15 protein-coding genes and 3 pseudogenes are annotated in these 17,955 nt (G+C 59.5%); 5 read left to right on the top strand and 13 right to left on the bottom strand.

The features are described from left to right. Positions 1 to 193 precede the first annotated feature (193 nt). Positions 194 to 1,288 (top strand): PLP-dependent cysteine synthase family protein, encoded by a 1,095-nt coding sequence (locus LRS56_19675; protein ID WDU61054.1) that lies wholly within the window; start codon positions 194 to 196, stop codon positions 1,286 to 1,288. Between the two features lie 118 nt (positions 1,289 to 1,406). On the opposite strand, the gene LRS56_19670 is transcribed toward LRS56_19675, so the two are convergent. Together LRS56_19670 and LRS56_19665 are read right to left on the bottom strand one after the other, a co-directional pair. Then, positions 1,407 to 3,020: an NAD(P)/FAD-dependent oxidoreductase gene (locus LRS56_19670; protein WDU61053.1), complete on the bottom strand. Its 1,614-nt coding sequence runs from the start codon at positions 3,018 to 3,020 to the stop codon at positions 1,407 to 1,409. 106 nt (positions 3,021 to 3,126) lie between these two features. Beyond that, the gene (locus LRS56_19665; GenBank protein WDU61052.1) at positions 3,127 to 3,798 is read right to left on the bottom strand and encodes a hypothetical protein; all 672 of its coding nucleotides are present in this window, start codon (positions 3,796 to 3,798) and stop codon (positions 3,127 to 3,129) included. Positions 3,799 to 3,980: 182 nt separating this feature from the next. Between LRS56_19665 and LRS56_19660 the strand changes: the two genes are divergently transcribed. Then, positions 3,981 to 4,361, top strand: coding sequence for a hypothetical protein (locus LRS56_19660; GenBank protein WDU61051.1), 381 nt, complete (start codon positions 3,981 to 3,983; stop codon positions 4,359 to 4,361). Here LRS56_19660 and LRS56_19655 read toward each other — a convergent pair. Next, positions 4,346 to 4,945 carry a short chain dehydrogenase gene (locus LRS56_19655; protein ID WDU61050.1) on the bottom strand — a complete coding sequence of 200 codons (600 nt, stop codon included), beginning with the start codon at positions 4,943 to 4,945 and terminating at the stop codon, positions 4,346 to 4,348. The genes LRS56_19660 and LRS56_19655 overlap by 16 nt on opposite strands. Before the next feature lie 104 nt (positions 4,946 to 5,049). Between LRS56_19655 and LRS56_19650 the strand changes: the two genes are divergently transcribed. Next, positions 5,050 to 5,958: a LysR family transcriptional regulator gene (locus LRS56_19650; protein ID WDU61049.1), complete on the top strand. Its 909-nt coding sequence runs from the start codon at positions 5,050 to 5,052 to the stop codon at positions 5,956 to 5,958. On the opposite strand, the gene LRS56_19645 is transcribed toward LRS56_19650, so the two are convergent. The 9 genes and pseudogenes from LRS56_19645 to LRS56_19605 all read right to left on the bottom strand — a co-directional run bounded on the left by LRS56_19645 (position 5,955) and on the right by LRS56_19605 (position 13,650). Further along, positions 5,955 to 6,440: a DoxX family protein gene (locus tag LRS56_19645; protein WDU61048.1), complete on the bottom strand. Its 486-nt coding sequence runs from the start codon at positions 6,438 to 6,440 to the stop codon at positions 5,955 to 5,957. The two genes, LRS56_19650 and LRS56_19645, sit on opposite strands and share 4 nt — an antisense overlap. Further along, positions 6,437 to 7,212: pseudogene (locus tag LRS56_19640) on the bottom strand (DNA-binding domain-containing protein). The gene LRS56_19645 and the pseudogene LRS56_19640 overlap by 4 nt, the downstream one beginning before the upstream one ends. Further along, positions 7,209 to 8,074 (bottom strand): annotated as a pseudogene (locus tag LRS56_19635) (DUF692 domain-containing protein). Before LRS56_19635 ends, LRS56_19640 begins: the two co-directional pseudogenes overlap by 4 nt. Positions 8,075 to 8,096: 22 nt before the next feature. After that, positions 8,097 to 8,396, bottom strand: coding sequence for a DUF2282 domain-containing protein (locus tag LRS56_19630; GenBank protein WDU61047.1), 300 nt, complete (start codon positions 8,394 to 8,396; stop codon positions 8,097 to 8,099). 257 nt (positions 8,397 to 8,653) lie between these two features. Next, complete coding sequence (locus LRS56_19625; protein WDU61046.1) at positions 8,654 to 9,355, bottom strand: ABC transporter ATP-binding protein; 702 nt, start codon at positions 9,353 to 9,355, stop codon at positions 8,654 to 8,656. A gap of 1 nt (position 9,356) precedes the next feature. Further along, positions 9,357 to 10,124, bottom strand: a complete 768-nt coding sequence (livG, locus tag LRS56_19620) for a high-affinity branched-chain amino acid ABC transporter ATP-binding protein LivG (GenBank protein ID WDU61045.1) — start codon at positions 10,122 to 10,124, stop codon at positions 9,357 to 9,359. Beyond that, positions 10,121 to 11,374 carry a high-affinity branched-chain amino acid ABC transporter permease LivM gene (locus LRS56_19615; GenBank protein ID WDU61044.1) on the bottom strand — a complete coding sequence of 418 codons (1,254 nt, stop codon included), beginning with the start codon at positions 11,372 to 11,374 and terminating at the stop codon, positions 10,121 to 10,123. Before LRS56_19615 ends, livG begins: the two co-directional genes overlap by 4 nt. Then, a complete protein-coding gene (livH, locus tag LRS56_19610; protein WDU61043.1) occupies positions 11,371 to 12,294 on the bottom strand; it encodes a high-affinity branched-chain amino acid ABC transporter permease LivH in 924 nt (307 codons plus the stop codon). Before livH ends, LRS56_19615 begins: the two co-directional genes overlap by 4 nt. Positions 12,295 to 12,522: 228 nt before the next feature. Further along, positions 12,523 to 13,650 carry a branched-chain amino acid ABC transporter substrate-binding protein gene (locus LRS56_19605; protein WDU61042.1) on the bottom strand — a complete coding sequence of 376 codons (1,128 nt, stop codon included), beginning with the start codon at positions 13,648 to 13,650 and terminating at the stop codon, positions 12,523 to 12,525. 342 nt (positions 13,651 to 13,992) lie between these two features. Between LRS56_19605 and LRS56_19600 the strand changes: the two are divergent. Together LRS56_19600 and LRS56_19595 are read left to right on the top strand one after the other, a co-directional pair. Further along, positions 13,993 to 14,296, top strand: a pseudogene (locus tag LRS56_19600) (DUF2288 domain-containing protein). 260 nt (positions 14,297 to 14,556) lie between these two features. After that, entirely contained in the window at positions 14,557 to 15,648 is a 1,092-nt protein-coding gene (locus LRS56_19595) for a hypothetical protein (protein WDU61041.1), read from the top strand. A gap of 36 nt (positions 15,649 to 15,684) precedes the next feature. On the opposite strand, the gene LRS56_19590 is transcribed toward LRS56_19595, so the two are convergent. Next, positions 15,685 to 17,862 (bottom strand): hypothetical protein, encoded by a 2,178-nt coding sequence (locus LRS56_19590; GenBank protein WDU61040.1) that lies wholly within the window; start codon positions 17,860 to 17,862, stop codon positions 15,685 to 15,687. Between the last annotated feature and the right edge of the window lie 93 nt (positions 17,863 to 17,955).

Genomic DNA, 17,955 nt, shown 5'->3' with positions numbered 1-17,955 from the left:
AATAGGTGGGTACCCTAACCCGTACCGTTAGTTGTTAAAACAAAAGTTATATTCTTATTTGTTATAAGCGACGGGCTGGGATGGCGTTGCGCTTAAGCCTAGCAATTGTGTGTCCAATTGAGTCGTCACTGTATCTGTGTGGCCTGTAGGAAACCCCCTAAAATCAAGGCTGAAATCCTTAGAGAGACCCTCCATGAGCGACCACCGTCCCTGGGCCCGCGAAGCCATTCGTATCATTGAAGCAGACTTCCAGCGTAGCGCCGACACGCATCTGATCCCTCTGCCGCTGCCGGGGTTGCCGGGTATTGAGTTGTATTTCAAGGATGAGTCCAGCCACCCCACCGGCAGCTTGAAACATCGGTTGGCCCGCTCGCTGTTCCTGTACGCGCTGTGTAATGGCTGGCTCAAGCCAGGGGCGCCGGTAATCGAGGCGTCCAGCGGGTCGACGGCGATTTCCGAAGCCTACTTTGCCCGCCTGCTCGGTTTGCCGTTTATCGCGGTGATGCCGGCCACCACCTCTCAGGAGAAAATCGCGCAGATTGCCTTCTACGGTGGCAAGAGCCATCTGGTAACGGATCCGACGCAGATTTACGCCGAGTCCGAACGATTGGCGAAGGAAAGTGGCGGGCATTTCATGGACCAATTCACCTACGCCGAGCGCGCTACGGATTGGCGGGCCAACAACAACATTGCCGAGTCGATCTTCCAGCAGATGCGCTTTGAGCAACATCCCGAACCGAGCTGGTTGATTTCCAGCCCCGGCACCGGTGGCACCACCGCCACGCTGGGACGTTATGTGCGTTACCGCCAGCACTGCACCCGCGTGCTGTGTGCCGATGCCGAGCGTTCGGTGTTTTTCGATTTTTACCAGAGCGGCGACGCCAGCCTGCGCCTGGACTGCGGTTCGCGGATTGAGGGGATTGGTCGGCCACGGGTCGAGGCGTCGTTTCTGCCCAAGGTGATTGATGCCATGGTCAAGGTGCCGGATGCCTTGTCGCTGGCGGCCATGCATTACTTGGCGCAACGGTTGGGGCGGCGGGTCGGTGGTTCCAGCGGGACCAACCTGATCGGCGCGTTAGTGGCGGCGCAACAGATGAAAACAGCCGGGGAGTCGGGGTCGATCGTGGCGATCTTGTGTGATGGGGGCGAGCGTTATGCCACCACCTATTACGATCAAGCGTGGCTGGCGGGGCAGGGGTATGCGTTGGAAGGCTTGATCGCCGCCGTTGCGGCCAGTGTGGAGCGGGGTGAGCCGCTGCCGGACAGCATCCTGCGCGCCAATATCTGACCCAACACAAAACCCAGCGTGGGAGCTGGCTTGTCTACGATAACGGTGCTCACTGACACTCCGCCATCGCAGGCAAGCCAGCTCCCACATTGGATGTGTGCTGGCTGGGGAAAAGTTCTTAAGCTTCGATGCCGAGCATATCCCGCGCCAACGCCTCGGCAATCCGAATGCCGTCAACACCGGCCGACAGAATCCCGCCCGCGTAGCCCGCGCCTTCACCGGCCGGGAACAGGCCTTTCACGTTCAAGCTCTGCATCGACTCGTTACGGGTAATCCGCAGTGGCGATGAGGTGCGCGTCTCGATACCGGTCAATACCGCATCGTGCAGCGAATAGCCCTTGATTTGCTTTTCGAACGCCGGCAGTGCTTCACGGATCGCCTCAATGGCGAAATCCGGCAAGGCCAGGGCCAGGTCACCCAAAGCCACACCCGGTTTGTAGGACGGCTCCACACTGCCGATGGCCGTGGAGGGTTTGCCGGCGATGAAATCACCCACCAGCTGCGCAGGGGCCTCGTAGTTGCTGCCGCCGAGGATGTAGGCGTGGGACTCCAGGCGCTCCTGCAACTCGATACCGGCCAGCGGGCCGCCCGGGTAGTCCACCTCAGGGGTGATGCCGACCACGATGCCGGAGTTGGCGTTGCGTTCGTTACGCGAGTATTGGCTCATGCCGTTGGTTACTACGCGGTTCGGCTCGGAAGTCGCCGCTACCACGGTACCGCCAGGGCACATGCAGAAGCTGTAGACCGAGCGGCCGTTCTTGGCGTGGTGCACCAGCTTGTAGTCGGCCGCGCCGAGTTTCGGGTGCCCGGCGTACTTGCCCAGGCGTGCGGCGTCGATCAGCGACTGCGGGTGCTCGATTCGGAAGCCCACCGAGAACGGCTTGGCCTCCATGTACACACCGCGCCCATGCAGCATGCGGAAGGTGTCGCGGGCGCTATGGCCCAGGGCGAGGATCACGTGCTTGGAGCGGATTTGCTCGCCGCCGTCGATGACCACGCCGTTCAGTTGGCCGTCGTCGATCAGCACGTCGGTGACGCGCTGTTCGAAACGCACTTCACCGCCCAGCGCGATGATCTGCTCACGCATGTTCTCCACCACGCCGGTCAGGCGGAAGGTGCCGATGTGCGGCTTGCTGACGTAGAGGATTTCCTCCGGCGCGCCAGCCTTGACGAACTCGTGCAGCACTTTACGGCCGTGGAATTTCGGGTCTTTGATCTGGCTGTAGAGCTTGCCGTCGGAAAAGGTCCCGGCGCCGCCTTCGCCGAACTGCACGTTGGACTCGGGGTTAAGCACGCTTTTACGCCACAGGCCCCAGGTGTCCTTGGTGCGCTGGCGCACTTCCTTGCCGCGTTCGAGGATGATCGGCTTGAAGCCCATCTGCGCCAGCAACAGCCCGGCGAAGATCCCGCAGGGGCCGAAACCCACCACGATCGGCCGCTCAACCAGACCGTCCGGCGCCTGGCCGACCACTTTGTAGCTGACATCCGGTGCCGGGTTGATGTTGCGATCATCGGCGAACTTGAGCAGCAGGGCGGCTTCACCCTTCACGTTCAGGTCGATGGTGTAGATGAAGCACAGCTCCGAAGATTTCTTGCGGGCGTCGTAGCTGCGCTTGAACAGGGTGAAATCGAGCAGGTCATCACTGGCGATGCCCAGGCGCTGCACGATGGCAGGGCGCAGGTCTTCTTCGGGATGGTCGATGGGCAGCTTGAGTTCGGTGATTCGTAACATGACGGGATCCGGTAGGCGGCGGACAAAGAGGCCGGCTGTTTTGCAAACCGGCGATTATAAGCCCCAATGGCGGTTTTTCGTCATGTTAAAACAGCGCAGGGCTGAATCAGTCGTCGCGCGAACCGCCGAAAGACGCGCAACCACGTTGTACCTGCCCGTTGACCCGCAGCTCGGCGGTCATGTGTTGCAGGCTGCCGCTGGCGCTGTCAATGCAGCGTTGTGGGGCTACCCACAGTTCGACGTGCTGACCATTGGCCTCAGTCATCAGGTTGAAACGGCCGTCGCCCATTTGCTCTTCCACATAGGGTACCGCCAGTGGCGGCTGGCCTTCGCGCTCCAGGACCATGCCCTTGGCCGTGACGTTCATCACCCAGGTCGGCTTGTGGCCGTTGGCTCGCAGGATCATGCGCTTGAAGTCCGGGTCGTCGCAGGCCGCGGTCGAACGCTCGACGCGGTAGAGCTGTTGCAGGTCGACGCTGCCTTGGGTGCCGCTGGCGACGCCGGAGAATTTGCCACGCAAGTCGACAAACAAGGCGCCTTGCTGGCCTGCCAGTGAGGCGGCTTCCTGCAGGATACTGGTACCACCGGTGTCGTTGACCACGTAATTGCGTTTGTCGTTGCACGGTTGGAACAGCAGCTTGTCGCCTACCGCCGTGAGTTCACCCTGCATGCGGGTCAGCCCGGCGAGAGACGGTTTGGCCGGCTCGCTTTCGAACATCTGGCAGGCGGCGAACAGGGGAAGCAAGGCAAACAGGGCGAGGGTACGGGCGGCACGCATTATCGGGTCTCCAAACAAGTGCCGCCACGTTACGCAGGCTGGCGGCTCATCACAAGTGCAGGACACCGGTTCAACAGCCTGTTGCCAAAGTTATAGGAAAGAGGCGCTGTTAATTCAGATGTTTCTTACAGCGGCGGTTGAGGACTCGTGAGAATGTCGGCGTTTTTGGAGTGCGCAGAGCGATGAATATCAAATGGGGCCTTTGGGCTTTTTTGCTTTGGGCAAGTGTCGCCTTATCAGACGAGCCCGCCCGGCTCGTCTACTCGTCAGCTATCGACTTCACGAAGATATCGGTGACGTTGAAAAGAGCCGAAGACCCCGATCCAGTCTTGGTTGAGGTGAATGTCACGTTGAGCCCCGAGGCCGAGGCGAGGACAAAGTCCATTACCCTGCTTGCTTACCAAAAGCAGCTGACACTCTACGTAGACGGTTATCAGCTGACCACGGCCAAGGTTCAAAGCCAGCTGGGCGGGGCGTTCGTTCTTTTTGCGCCCCGCGAGCTAGTGATCGAATGGATGTCTCAGTTTTCCCGTGGAGAAATTGCCTCTCAACCTACGATGTAGGTTTGGCCTGTCTGTAAACCTTCCACACTTTTGGCGTAGGCCAATGCCACATCGGCCCCCGTCGCAGGTTTAAAACCTCGGAAGTATGGCGCGTAGCTACCCATGGCTTCCAGCAGCACGGTCGGGCTCACCGAGTTGACGCGCAGGCCGCGTGGCAATTCGATTGCGGCGGCTTTGACGAACGCATCCAGCGCACCGTTGACCAAGGCCGCCGAGGCGCCGGTACGAATCGGATCACGGTTGAGAATACCGCTGGTGAAGGTGAACGAGGCGCCATCGTTAGCGTACTCGCGGCCGATCAGCAGCAGGTTGACCTGGCCCATCAGCTTGTCACGCAAGCCCAGTTCAAAATCGTTTTCGCTCATCTCACCCAGGGCCACAAAATTCACGCTGCCTGCGGCACAGACCAATGCGTCGAACTGGCCGGTCTGTTCGAACAGCTCGCGGATCGAGGCGCTGTCGCTGATATCCACCTGAAAGTCGCCACTGCTGCGGCCGATGCTGATCACGTCGTGACGCTGGGCCAGTTCGGCCTTCACTGCCGAGCCGACGGTGCCGCTGGCGCCAATCAATAGGATTTTCATGGTGCTGTTCCTCCAGGGGGTAAGTGAAGGTTCAGTCTAGAGTGGCTTTTTGCGTGGATAAACGCGCTAATAGGCAACCTTTGGTTTTCAAATGGAAACAATCCATGAGCGAAATGGATGACCTGGCGGCCTTTGCCGTGTTGATCGAGGCCGGCAGTTTTACCGTCGCGGCCGAGCAACTGGGCTGCAGCAAGGGGCAGTTGTCCAAGCGCATCAGCCAGTTGGAGTCGCACTATGCGGTGGTGCTGCTGCACCGCACCACCCGCAAACTCAGCCTGACCGCCGCCGGTGCCGCGTTGTTGCCCCAGGCGCAGGCGCTGGTGGTGCAAGTAGATCGCGCTCGTCAAGCATTGGCCCGGCTCAAGGACGATCTGGCCGGGCCCGTGCGTATGACGGTTCCGGTTTCTCTGGGCGAAACCTTCTTCGACGGCCTGTTGCTGGAGTTTTCCAAGCAGTACCCGCAGGTGCAGATCGAACTCGAGCTGAACAACAGCTACCGGGAGCTGGCACGGGATGGCTTTGATCTGGGGGTGCGCTCGGGCGCGATTGAAAACGAGCGCCTGGTGGCCAAGCCTTTGCTGGCCTGGCACGAAATGACCTGCGCCAGCCCGGACTACCTGGAGCAATACGGCGAGCCGCAGACCCCGGCGGAGCTGGCCACGCACCGCTGCCTGCTCAACAGCCACTACAGCGGTCGTGAAGAGTGGCTGTACCACCAGCAGCATGAATTGTTGCGGGTGCGGGTCAGCGGCACGTTTGCCTCCAATCACTACAACCTGTTGAAAAAGGCCGCTCTCGTGGGCGCCGGTATCGCCCGCCTGCCGTCCTATGTGTTGCCGGCGGAATTGGCTGACGGCCGATTGCGCTGGCTCCTGCGCGATTATCAGACGCGGAGCATGCCCATGTACCTGGTCCACCCTTACCAGGGTGGCCTGCCGCGTCGTACCCAGGTGCTGGCTGATTATTTGGTGGATTGGTTCAAGCGCAGCGGCGAGGCGCTGGATCGCCTTTAGCGGTAGCGACGGGCGATCAGATGGTCGATGGACAGGCAACCCGGACCCTTGGCGGCCAGCAGCAACAACAAGGCAATCCAGGTGCCATGGGTCGGGTAGGCGTCGGGGTACACAAACAGTTGAATCACCAGGGTCATGCCGATCAGGGCCAGGGCCGAAAAGCGCGTGGCGAACCCTAGCAGAATCAGCACCGGGAAAAAGTGTTCGGCGAATGCCGCCATGCGCGCCGCCACTTCCGCTGACAGCAGCGGCACCTGATATTCGCTGCGAAACAACGGCAGGGTCGAGGCGGCCAGTTTCGGTACGCCGAGCTGGAAGGTGCCGCTGATCAGATCAACGGCGAAGCCTTCAACCTTGGTTTGCCCGGACTTCCAAAACACCGCGGCCATAGAGAAACGTGCGAGAAAGGCGATCAGGCTGTAGGGGATTTTCTCAAACCGGTCGATGAGCCGTTTTATAAACGGCGAGGCGGCTGTGCTCATGGCTGGACCTTTTGTTCTGTGTGCAAATGAGTGATGGCGTCGTGGCGGATCAACAAGCCCAGGCATGGGTTCAGGTCGAATTCGGGCGCCGCTTCGAGGGCGTGGGTCACTGCCATTTCCAGCTGCGCGCCCTGGTTCAGCTGGTCGATCAACGCCGCTGCGCCAGTGTCGATGGCGAACACCTTGACCACCAGGCCTTGGCGCAGCACCAGCGCGCTTTGGGCGTGCCAGGGGTTCAAGGTGGGCATGGCGCCTTCGGTCTGGTGCGCCGCCCACATCGCAACCACCGCGTAGGCAGAGCTTAAAGTGGCAAGGGAGGGTGCAGTTGCACGCGCAATGCTCCCAGGTCCGTTTGGCCTTGCAGTGTGTGAAGCACGGTTTGCGGGTCCAGGGCTTGCGCATCCGCCGCGTGGTAGGCGCGCACGCGCAAGCGCTCCAGCCGTGCGACATCGGCGAGGTAGGGCACGCTGGCCGCCGGTTCGAAACCCTGGATAAAGTCTGCAAACGTGCTGCCGTATTCGCGGATCAGCGGGCTGTCGGGTGGGGACGCTTGCACGTAAAACCCCGCCATGGCGCGAAAGAATGCGTCGCCCACCAGTTGCAATGTCACCGGGTACGCGGTGGCCAGCGCGTTGATCAACGAGCTGTGTACATTGTTGCGGTACACCGAAAAACGGCTGGCCGGGTCGGCGCCATTGCGGCTGAACAAGCCATCGGGGCAGGCCAGGTCAGGCGCGAGCAGGGCACGGGCGAACGCGTCTTGAGGGCTCATGGGCGTACCTGCGACAGGTACCGTTCGGCGTGCTCGACTTCCGCCAGTAGCACGCTGAACGCCGGCACCTGGTTATCCCGTTCGATCAGCGTCGGCACTGCGCCTACACGCGCCAGTAGCTGTTCGTACAGCTGCCACACGGCGTTATCGATAGGCGCGCCGTGATCATCGATCAGCAGGCGTTCGCCCAGGCTGTCAGTGTCTTCGGCAAACCCCGCCAGATGAATCTCACCCACCGCGTGCAGCGGTAACGCGTCAATGTAGGAAAGTGGGTCGCGTTGATGGTTGATGCACGACACGTAGACATTGTTCACATCCAGCAGTAACCCACAGCCGGTACGCCGGATGACTTCACTGATGAAGTCGGTTTCGTCCAGGGTCGAGCGATGAAACAGCAGGTACGTCGACGGGTTTTCCAGCAGCATCGGCCGCTTGAGTGTGCTCTGTACCTGGTCGATGTGTTCGCACACCCGTTGCAGGGTGGCGCTGTCGTAGGCCAGCGGCAGCAAGTCGTTGAGAAACGCCGGGCCGTGGCTCGACCAGGCCAGGTGTTCGGAAAAGGATTGAGGTTGATAGCGTTCGATCAGCGTGGCCAGGCGCGCCAGGTGGTCAAGGTTCAGTGAGCTTTCGCTGCCGATGGACAGGCCCACGCCATGCAGCGACAGCGGGTACTGTTCGCGGATCAAGCCCAGGTAATGATGAAACGGGCCGCCGGCCACCATGTAGTTTTCGGCGTGCACTTCAAAAAAACCGATCGCGGGCGAGGTCTCGAGCACTTGCGTGAAGTGCTCGGTCTTCAGCCCCAGCCCGGCCTGGCAGGGAGGCCGGGTGCCTGAGCCGGTGAGGGCATAAGCGTCATCATCAGTACTCAGGCTGTAGGGGGGTCAGGACTTGGCGGTGAAGGCCGCTTCCTGGCCGAAACCGGTCGGCGAGGTGGCGCTTGGGGTTTTGGCGCAGGTGCCGGCGGGCACCAGTTTCCAGGCGTTGGCCTGGTCTTTGACTTTCGAGGTGCCGGCGCAGGACGTGCCGGCGCCTGCGGCGCAATCGTTCTTGCCGGCTTCAGCGACGCCGAAGCATTTGTCCATTTTGGCGTCGTCGGCGTGGGCCATGTTGGACATTGCGGACAGGCTCAGAGCAGAGCCAAGGGCCAGGATCAAGGTAGCGGCGGACAGTTTGGTAGTCATGGTGTATCTCCAGCGGTGGGTTGAGGTAGCGAGCTTGAATGCCTGCTTACTCCACTAGAGGCAGCAGGGAGAATTTCGTTACAAACTCGACGAAAAAAATTTCAATCGATGCAAAATTCAAGGTTCACACAAAGCAAATGTGGGAGCGGGCTTGCTCGCGAAAGCAGTGTGTCAGTCGATAGATACTTAACTGATACACCGTATTCGCGAGCAAGCCCGCTCCCACATTTTTTATCGGGTTCCTGCAGGAACCTTTTTTAACCGCCCAGGTACGCCTCACGCACTTTCGGATCAGTCAGCAACTGCTCACCCGTGCCTTGCATCACCACCCGGCCGTTTTCCAGCACGTAGGCGCGGTCGGCGATTTTCAGCGCCTGGTTGGCGTTCTGTTCCACCAGGAACACAGTCACACCGTCCTTGCGCAGCTGTTCGATGATGTCGAAGATCTGCTGGATGATGATCGGCGCCAGGCCCAGCGAGGGTTCGTCCAGCAGCAACAGCTTGGGCTTGCTCATCAAGGCACGACCGATGGCGAGCATTTGCTGCTCGCCGCCGGACATGGTGCCGCCGCGCTGGCTGAAGCGCTCCTTGAGCCTGGGGAATAGCTGCAGCACTTTGTCCAACTGTTCCTGATAGTCGCCCTTGTCGGTGAAGAACCCGCCCATGGCCAGGTTCTCCTCCACCGTCAGGCGCGAGAACACGCGGCGACCTTCGGGCACCACGGCAATGCTCTTGCGCATGATCTCTGACGACTGCTGGCCCACCAGTTCTTCACCCATGTAGCGGATGCTGCCGCTGTGGGCCTGCGGCGAACCGCACAGGGTCATCAGCAAGGTCGACTTGCCGGCGCCGTTGGCACCGATCAGCGTGACGATTTCCCCTTGGCGCACTTCCACGTTGACGCTGTGCAGGGCCTGGATCTTGCCGTAGAAAGTGGAAACGTTTTCGAATTGCAGCATTTTACGCTTCCCCCAAATAGGCTTTGATCACTTCAGGATTGTCACGGATCTGCTCCGGGGTCCCGTCGGCCAGCGGCGTACCCTGATTGATCACCACGATGTGGTCGGAGAGGCTCATGACCAGTTTCATGTCGTGTTCGATCAACAGCACCGTGGCGTTGTTTTCCTCACGCAACACGCCGATCAGCGCCTTGAGGTCTTCGGTTTCCTTGGGGTTCAGGCCGGCGGCCGGTTCGTCGAGCATCAGGATCCGCGGGCGGGTCATCATGCAGCGGGCGATTTCCAGGCGACGTTGCTGGCCATAGGCGAGGGTGCCGGCCGGGCGGTTGGCAAACTCGGTGAGGTTGACCTTGTCCAGCCAGTACTCTGCATATTCCATGGCCTCGCGCTCGCTCTTGCGGAACGCCGGGGTCTTGAACAGACCAGCAAAGAAGTTGGTGTTCAGGTGACGGTGCTGGGCGATCAGCAGGTTCTCGACCGCCGTCATGTCCTTGAACAAGCGCACGTTCTGGAAGGTCCGCACCACGCCCTTGCGGGCGATTTCGTGACCGGCCAGACCCTGGATCGGCTGGCCGTCCAGCAGGATGCTGCCACCGCTCGGCTTGTAGAAACCGGTGAGGCAGTTGAACACCGTGGTCTTGCCGGCGCCGTTGGGGCCGATCAGCGCTACCACCTGTTTCTCTTTTACGGTCAGGGCTACGCCGTTGACCGCCAGCAAGCCGCCAAAGCGCATGCTCAAGTTTTCGACTTTCAGGATCTCGCGGCTCATTTGCGCAGCTCCATATGTGGACGTTGCATGGGCAGCAAGCCTTGAGGTCGCCAGATCATCATCAGCACCATGAGGGCGCCGAACATCAACATGCGGTATTCGCTGAAGTCACGCATCAACTCCGGCAGTAGCGTCATTACGACAGCCGCGAGGATGACGCCCAACTGAGACCCCATTCCGCCCAGCACCACAATCGCCAGGATGATTGCAGACTCCAGGAAAGTGAATGACTCAGGTGTTACCAAGCCTTGGCGCGCGGCGAAGAAACTACCCGCAAAGCCCGCAAAGGTTGCGCCGAGGGTGAAGGCCGAGAGCTTGATGACGGTAGGGTTCAGACCGAGTGCGCGGCACGCGATTTCATCTTCGCGCAGCGCTTCCCATGCCCGCCCGATAGGCATGCGCAACAGCCGGTTGATCACGAACAACGTGGCCAGCACCAGCAGTAGCGCGATCAGGTAGAGGAAAATGATCTTGTCCGTACCGCTGTAGGCCAGCCCGAAGTACTCATGGAAGGTTTGCGCACCGTCAGCGGCGTTCTTGTCGAATGTCAGCCCGAAAAACGTCGGCTTCGGAATGCTGCTGATGCCGTTAGGGCCGCCGGTGATGTCGGTCAGGTTACGCAGGAACAGGCGGATGATTTCTCCGAAGCCCAGCGTCACGATGGCCAGATAGTCACCGCGCAGGCGTAACACTGGGAAGCCCAGGAGGAAGCCGAAGGTCGCAGCCATCATCCCGGCGATCGGCAGGCAGATCCAGAAGCCCCAGCCGAGGTAATGCGAGAGCAGCGCGTAGGTGTAGGCACCGACGGCATAGAACCCGACATAGCCCAGGTCGAGAAGACCGGCCAGGCCCACCACGATGTTCAGGCCAAGGCCAAGCATCACGTAGATCAGGATCAGCATGCCGATATCGACAGCGCCCCGGGAGCCGAAGAATGGCCATACCAGAGCGGCAGCAATCAGGCCGATGATGATATAGCGCTGGGTGCGCGGCAGGGTCAGGAATTGGCTGACCTTGGGCGAGACCAACGGGCCGCGGTTGCTCTTGAACAACGCGCCGACCTGCTGGCTGAACAGCACCCGCAGGAACATCAGCACCGAGCACAGGGCGATGATGGTCAGGGTCACGGTGCCGGTGCCATGCACTTCCAGGTTGATCCCGACAATGCTCAGCTTGAGGCCGAGTACCGGAAAGGCCACGGCCCATACCAGCAAGGCGCTGAAAAACGCCGATTTAAGATATTTGCTCATACTTTCTCAACCTCCGGACGACCCAGGATGCCGGTCGGACGGAACAACAGCACCAAAACCAACAGGCCGAACGCCACGACGTCCTTGTACTGGTCGCCGAAGATATCGGCACCAAAGGCTTCGGCCACACCCAGCACCAGCCCGCCGAGCATGGCGCCCGGAATGCTGCCGATGCCGCCCAATACCGCTGCGGTAAAGGCTTTGAGGCCCACCAGGAAGCCAGCGTTGGGGTTGATCACGCCGTACTGCATGCTCAGCAACACGGCCGCGACGGCAGCCAGTGCGGCACCGATCACGAAGGTCAGGGCGATAATGTTGTTGGTGTTGATGCCCAGCAGGTTGGCCATCTTGATGTCTTCGGCGCAGGCCCGGCAGGCGCGCCCCAGACGGGAGCGGGAGATGAACAGGGTCAGACCCAGCATGGCCACCAGGGTGACGACGAAGACCAGGATCTGCATGTACGAAATCAGCACTTCTTGTGCGCCGCCTGGGCCGAAGGAGATGCTCCCCGGGATCAGGTTGGGAATGGACTTGTCCTTGGAGTCCTGGGACAGCAATACGGTGTTCTGCAGGAAAATCGACATGCCGATGGCGGAAATCAGCGGGATCAGACGGTTGCTGCCACGCAAGGGACGGTAGGCAACGCGCTCGATACTGTAGCCATAGGCACTGGTTACGACGATCGATGCAAGGAACGCAGCGGTCATCAACAGCGGCAGGGAGTGGATACCCATCATGGCCAGCCCGGCAAGGGCGATGAAGGCCACGTAGGAACCAATCATGTATACCTCGCCATGGGCGAAGTTGATCATTCCAATGATGCCGTAAACCATTGTGTAGCCAATGGCTATCAAGGCATAGGTGCTGCCAATGGTCAGACCATTAACCAGCTGTTGGAAAAAATGATAGATCTCAGGCATTACAGCGCTCCTAAAAACCCGATACGCATTTCACTGGTGGAGTCATGTTCCGGCCCTGCGCTGTGTTCTGTGAGCACATTTGCGCAAAGCGTTTGCCAGCGAACCGCTGGTGACGGTTTTAAGATTTTCAGGTGAGCCAGCGCCCGGATCGCGGGTGACAGGCCCATAAACCTCGTAAAACAAAGCCCACTGCTCTCACAGTGGGCTTGTTGACCAGTAACGCCTGGCTTACTGAGGGGAAACTTCGGTTTTTGGTTTGCCGAAGTGCCATTGGTAGACCACGAATTTGAAGTCCTTCAGGTCGCCCTTGGCATCGAAGCTCAGCTCGCCGGTAGGGGTCTTGAAGGTGCCCGCGTGGATGGCGGCTGCCACTTTGGCGGTGTCTTCGCTTTTCGCGGCAGCGATACCACCGGCGATCACTTCAACAGCCGAGTAGGCCGGGAACACGAACGGACCGGTTGGGTCCTGCTTGTTCTTGGCGAACTCTTCAACGATGGCTTTGTTGGCCGGGTCGGTGTCGAAGGATTTAGGCAGGGTTACCAGCAGGCCTTCGGAAGCGTCCTGGGCGATCTGCGAGATGGAGTCGTTACCGACGCCTTCAGGGCCCATGAACTTGGCGTTCAGGCCTTTTTCCTTGGACTGGCGCAGGATCAGGCCCAGCTCAGGGTGGTAACCGCCGTAGTAGACGAAGTCGACGTCGGCTTGCTTGAGCTTCTGGATGATCGAGGAGAAGTCTTTGTCACCGGCGTTCAGGCCTTCGAAGACGGCCACTTTCACGCCTTTCTTCTCGAGGGTCTGTTTAACGGCAGTGGCGATGCCTTCACCGTATTGCTGTTTGTCGTGCAGTACGGCAACGACTTTAGGCTTCACGAAGTCGGCGATGTAGTTGCCGGCTGCCGGGCCCTGGGCGCTGTCCAGGCCGATGGTGCGGAACACCAGTTTGTAACCACGGGCGGTGATTTCCGGGCTGGTAGCCGCCGGGGTGATCATGATCACGCCTTCGTCTTCGTAGATATCGGTTGCAGGCTGAGTGGAGCTGGAGCACAGGTGACCGACCACGAACTTGACGCCGTCGTTGACCACTTTGTTGGCGACGGCAACCGCTTGTTTCGGATCGCAAGCGTCGTCGTATTCTTTGGCCTCAAGCATCTTGCCGTCTACGCCGCCTTTGGCGTTGATGTCTTTGATGGCTTGCTTGGCACCCATGAATTGCATGTCGCCGTATTGCGTCACCGGCCCGGTTTTAGGGCCGGCGATGCCGATCTTGATGGTGTCGGCTGCGAACGAATGGCCGGCAACCCCAGCCAGGACCATAGCGGCAAACAGTTTGGAAATCTGCTTAGTAGCCTTATTCATAGTGCTCCACTCTTACTGTTGTATTTTTTATAGTTCTAGCGGCCTTGTGAGCTGCAGAACCGGATCAGATATCGCGAATATCCCCCCGGCAGTGCCCTGGCAACTGTACCGGTACAGTGTAGAGCGCCAGTTGATCTATTGAAAAGCTGGCTGCTGGGGGCAAAAGCCGCGTATGTCGCTTAAATGAAAGAAAAAGACAGAATTGCGGCGGGGCGATGCCAGAGTTTCGGGCAATCCTTGGCTTTCCTGACACTTTCAATCGATGACTCAATTGCAACTGGGTTTTTCTACCGGAGTCGGGACGCTATGATTGCGCCGATTTTTTCCGACAGGTGAACTCCCATGACGCAAGAACCTAGCACCCTCTATGCCAAGCTGCTCGGTGAAACCGCCGAAATTTCCTGGAAGGAGCTTGAACCGTTCTTTGCCAAGGGTGCCCTATTGTGGGTCGACGCCGGCCTGGATTTGATCGAGGCCGCCGAGGGAATGGCTGAGGACAACCGTGACAAAGTGGCTGCCTGGCTGGCTGCGGGGAGCCTTGGCGAGAGTGTCTGCGACGCGGGCATTGGACCTGGTGGAGCGCGACCCATGCTTGTGGGCAGTGGTGGTCTCACCGTGGATTCTGATCCAGGAAAGGGCAGCGTAGGAAAGCGCTGCGCGAAAATGGTGCGTGTTTTCCGTTCGTTGAAGTGTGTAGGGGAGTAACCGCCGAGGCGGTGATGGCATCTTGCCGTAGAGAAAGGTCACAGCCGAGGGTGACGTGCACGTCATGGGAACAGTTTTTGCGGCGCCCAAAGCGCGGAAGAATTGTTTCCTGGTGTGAAAAAAATACAGACGGCTGCCAGATCGTGGCGTAGTAAATGCTGAATTCCGGTAAAGTTCGCGGCCTGTCATCCGGAGCTCGTTATGTCGCCAGCGCTGCCCCCTCTAGAGAAAACGTCGCACCAGCTGCTTTACCTTATCTACGGTAATCAGGATGTTTACCGGCGCGAAGCGAAATTCAGCATCCTCACCGCGCTGGCGAAGCTCAAGCAGGGCGAGTCGCTGTGCATCCGGGTCATGACCGATCGCCCGCAGGATTACGCCGGCTGGCCGGTCGAGATCATCCACCTCGATGAGCAGACCCTGCTCGAATGGAAGGGGGATAACGGCTATACACACCGCCGCAAAGCTTGCGCGATTGCCCAAGGGCTGACGCTGGCGGACAAAACCCTGTTCGTCGACACTGACACGCTGTTCCTCAAATCCCCCCATCGCGTCTTCGAACTCATCGAGCCTGACCGGTATGTGATGGACGGCTTCGAATACGACTGGAGCTACGTGTGCAAACGCCCGGACTATCTCAAGTTGGGCGGGCATCTGCATGCGCATGGCATCAGCGCCACCAACAGCTTCAAGCTGTATAACAGCGGCCTGTGTGGCGTGCGTTCCAGCGATACGCCGCTGCTCGCAACGGCAATCCAATTGATCGATGAGTGGACCCAGGGCTCGTTTGATATCCACACCATTGAGCAGATCGCGATTTCGTTTGCGATGCGCGACAAAACGGTGCGCGCGGCCGAGAAGTTCGTGCATCACTACTATGCCGACAAGCGCTTTTTCCATGCCATGCAGGCGCACTTTTTCAGCTTGTACGGCGAGGCGTTCGGCCCTCAACTGGTGGCGCGTTGCCTGGATGTGCCGCAGGTCAAACCGGTGCCATCCCCTTGGCAGCGGCTGCGTATCAAATGGAAACTGCGCAATCAGCGCAAGCACCTGAAACGGGTCGGCCGTGACTTGCTCTACGGCAGCTCAGCGCCCAGGCACCCGTATTACGAGGTGTGCAGACATGGCTGGTGGGAATCGGCATCCAGGGAAATCCGTGGCTGGGATGTGCAAGAGCAGCAGAAGTTCTTCGGCCCGCACGCCGACCGCTGGCCAAAACAACTGCCCCGGCCGGCCAGGCGAGCGGACGAGCAAGCCATCCTCGCCTTCCTGCGCCAGCGCACGGCCCGCTGAAGCGGCGACGGCGCCTGGCAGCGCCGTCGCCACCAATCAGGCAGTCTTGCCGGTATGGTTATTCAGCGAAATAACCTTGGTCTTGCCGATGCGGTGACGGTAAATCTCACGCAGGTACTTGATCGCCTTCTTCACGCAATCCCGTGACAGGCGAATGTCATTGATCGACACGAACTTCTCTTTGTCGTTGATCAACTCGCGGTACTTCTTCTCATACATCGGCTTGATCGCGTACCAGTTGGTATCGAGGATCTTCGCCGGGTTTTCAAACTCGTTGAGCAATTCGTCGATACGGTCTTCATCGAAGTCCTCGTGGATGATGAAGTCCAGGATCGAGTTGTCCAGCGTGTCGTCGAAGCGGTACGGGTTGCGGGCAAAGCAGCGTTTGATAAAGGCCACGATCAGGGTGAGGAAGTCATCCGACAGGCACGGGCTTTTCGCGATCAGTGTGGTCAGCGACAGGTTCGCCGAGGCGCCGATCACCAGGGCATAACGCTTGAGCGTGGTGTTGGGGAACAGGCTGTTGAGGTGGGTCTTGAGCCGGTTCAGGTCCATGTAGGACAGCTTGTAGTCCTTGGGCAAGGACACAATCGAGACCACCGACGAGCAATTCTTGAAAAAGTGCAGGTCATGCAGCGCGGCCGCGTCGTAGCCGGAGTTCTTGTACTGCTCAAGCGAGGCCTTGTAGCGCTTGGATTCGATCGGCAGCAGGCTGATGCCTTCAATGGCCTGGGTGACCTTGTTGAAGTGCGGCAGGTCGATGGAGCGGAAAAACAGGTCATCGATGTTCAGGCGCTGCGGCTCTTTTTCGAACACCTTGAATTTGTCGTTCGACGGCGCCGGGGTTTCAGGGACTACGGACTCCGCGTAGGCAATCGCCACCGGGCCGGCCAGGCTCATGAACAGGTCGTTGGCATCCAGGCGGATGGTTTCGCCGATGTCGATGCCTGCGCGACGGAAGTAGTTCTGGTCGTAGTCGGTGGTCACGGCCTGGGCTGTGAGGATGTTGAAGATTTGCTGGGAGATGTACTGGTTGGCGTGTTTTTCCATGGCATTGACGTCAATGTTCTGGATATTGCCGTCATCGCTTTCTTCGGCATACCGCATGATGTCGTTGGAGATCAACATCATCGCGTTCCATGGGCGGATGCGGCCCTTCACGCTGGCTTCGCTGCTGTCTTCATTGGCGAAGTTGTACGAGAAATCCCATTCTTCCGAGAGGTATTTGCACAGCAGCCGCCCGGCATTGATGTGCAGCGCCTCAGACATTTCGCTACGGTGATCGGAAATATTCGGCAGCACGCAGATGCCGCTGGTGAAGATCGGTTCGAACACAAAGGCGTGGCCGCTTTTGCTGTCGTGTTCGTCGGCGGGCTTGGTGTCGAACGTCTTGTTCATGTACGAGTGCTGCTGGGCCAGGCCGAACTCCGAGGCCATGCCCGAACCGGTACCGCCGCCGGCGCTGAAGATCGAGAAGTACAGGCGCGACTGGTTGGCCTTGATGCCGCACGAGTCGATCAGGTACGAGTGGATCATCTTCCAGTCGGGGCTGGAAAAGCGCTGGGTGTCTTTATTGAGGATGATCTTGGCCAGGTACTGGCCGAGGATCGGCGCGTTACCGGCGCCACCGGCATGCACCTCAGAGAGGTCCATGATTTTCATTTTGCTGTAGTCGCGCAAAAAGCCGCTTTTTTCGCCCTTGCGCGAGAAGCGGATGCGCCCGGCGATGTCCTTGTCCAGGTCACCCAACATCACCAACGGTTCTACCAGGAACACCGGTTTGCTGGCCTTGCCGCTGCCCAGGCGCAGGTTGTTGCGAATCCACTGGGCCGGGCTGTAACCCTTGTCCAACGACTTGTCTTCGTTACTGAACTCGTTCAGGTAGAACTTGCGCGCGTTGTACACCAACTCTGCCACATCCAGCGCGATGTTCGAACCGCAACGGCCCAGGCCGATCAGGCACACCGACGGGAATTCCTGTTCGTTGCGCGGGTCGCTGTCGCCTTCCAGGTGGGGTGGGCGCGGGAACACCATGTCGCGCAGGCCGTCGAGGTTATCGAGGATGCGGTCGGTGTTGGTTTCGGTGAAGTACAAGTATTGCTGGGTGGCCAGCGGGCGGGTGGTGCTCAATGACTTTGAACCTGAGGGCTTGTCCGCAGGAGCTGGGAGCAACACGTCGGATACCACGGTGGCAGAGTTATTTTTAGAAGTCATGGTGCGCCATGTGCCTGGGCGGATGGCTGAAAGATTTCAAGGGGCCATCACGGAATGGGAGTTCGCGACTTTGCAGTGCGTCCTTGTCCGGAA

The sequence above is a fragment of the Pseudomonas poae genome, assembly GCA_028869255.1.
In the GTDB taxonomy this organism is placed as follows: Bacteria; Pseudomonadota; Gammaproteobacteria; order Pseudomonadales; family Pseudomonadaceae; genus Aquipseudomonas; species Aquipseudomonas poae_C.
Note: the sequence above shows the minus strand (reverse complement) of the source record. Positions and strands in the feature narration are given on the sequence as shown.